Origin of the sequence: Halorubrum halophilum (assembly GCF_000739595.1) — an archaeon.
GTDB lineage: Archaea > Halobacteriota > Halobacteria > Halobacteriales > Haloferacaceae > Halorubrum > Halorubrum halophilum.
Genome location: NZ_BBJP01000029.1, coordinates 1 through 1,152, shown reverse-complemented (window position 1 = coordinate 1,152; position 1,152 = coordinate 1). Strand labels below are relative to the sequence as shown.

The 1,152-nt window shown below is 54.3% G+C and carries 1 protein-coding gene; it reads left to right on the top strand.

Annotated elements, in window-relative coordinates:
• Positions 1-44: 44 nt before the first annotated feature.
• On the top strand, positions 45-1,145 hold the full coding sequence (locus tag ACP96_RS10115; RefSeq protein ID WP_050033214.1) for an IS630 family transposase: 1,101 nt from the start codon (positions 45-47) through the stop codon (positions 1,143-1,145).
• Positions 1,146-1,152 lie beyond the last annotated feature (7 nt).

Genomic DNA, 1,152 nt, shown 5'->3' with positions numbered 1-1,152 from the left:
AGTACGTGAGAGATGTTTTGGAGTTTGAGTGTGAAATGAGAACGATGAGCAACGATCGCCGAAAAGAGGTCGTTCGCCACTTGACCGATGAAGAACTCGATCGATTGCTCTCCGAAGCGGACGATCCGAAGGTCGTCCGCCGTCTCGTCTTCATCAAGAATCTGTACAAAGGGGACACGCTCAAGCAAGCTGCTGACCGAGTCGGGAAGTCAGAAGGAACAGCTACGCGCTGGGCACGTCGCTGGAATGAAGGTGGACTTGGCCAATTGACGCCGAACTTCGGGGACGGACGTCCCCCGAAGCTCGGCGAAGACGAGCAAGAACAACTGCTTGAAATCCTTCGTGAGGGTCAGCCCTGGAAACCACAGGAGATTCAGCACATCCTCAACGAGGAATTCGACGTCGAATACCACCCTGATTATCTGAGTTCGTTCTTGCGCGATCTCGGGTTATCGTATTCGATTCCCCGGACGAGACGTCCTTCACGACCAGATGACGCTGAAGACATCCTCGACGAGCGCCTGGACCAGGCGCTCGCCGAGGACCAAGGCGAAGAGCCACACAACAAGGAAGAAGGCGATGAGGACGGCGGCTGGACGGTGGACGACGATGTCTGTACGGATGGTGGTACTGTCGTCGGATTTTTCGACGCATCACATCCCCAACCGTGGGATAATTCCCACCGGATGTGGTACGTCGATGATCCGCATATCGACCGACCGCTGGTTCGGATCGATGAACCAGCGGTCGGGTTCTATGCACTCAACGGTCAGAGCGTGGTTAGTTTCCCTGAAGATCAGACGAAAGAACGGATTTGCGAGTGTCTCGAAAGGATACGCGAGCAGAATCCCGGCAAGCGGATTCTGCTCGTGTTAGATAATCTGTTCTCGCACACGTGCGAGCACACGCGCAAGCGTGCCCATCAACTTGGAATCGACCTCGTGTTCCTGCCGGTTGGGTCGCCTGATCTCAATCCAATCGAGCAGGTCTGGAAACAGTTGAAATGGGAACTCTCACCGCTAATTGTCGAGAGTGCGGAGGAGTTCCGCACTCTCTTGAGTGATGTTTTCGAGCAGCTGACTAACCGCGTGAGCTTTGCGAAAAACTGGGTCGCAGAGTTCCTTGATCTCCAGAAATTATCCTGAGTACTAT

Bases quoted from the DNA above. Each gene is read 5' to 3' on its own strand.
- ACP96_RS10115 (WP_050033214.1), top strand. From the start codon at position 45: ATGAGCAACGATCGCCGAAAAGAGGTCGTTCGCCACTTGACCGATGAA.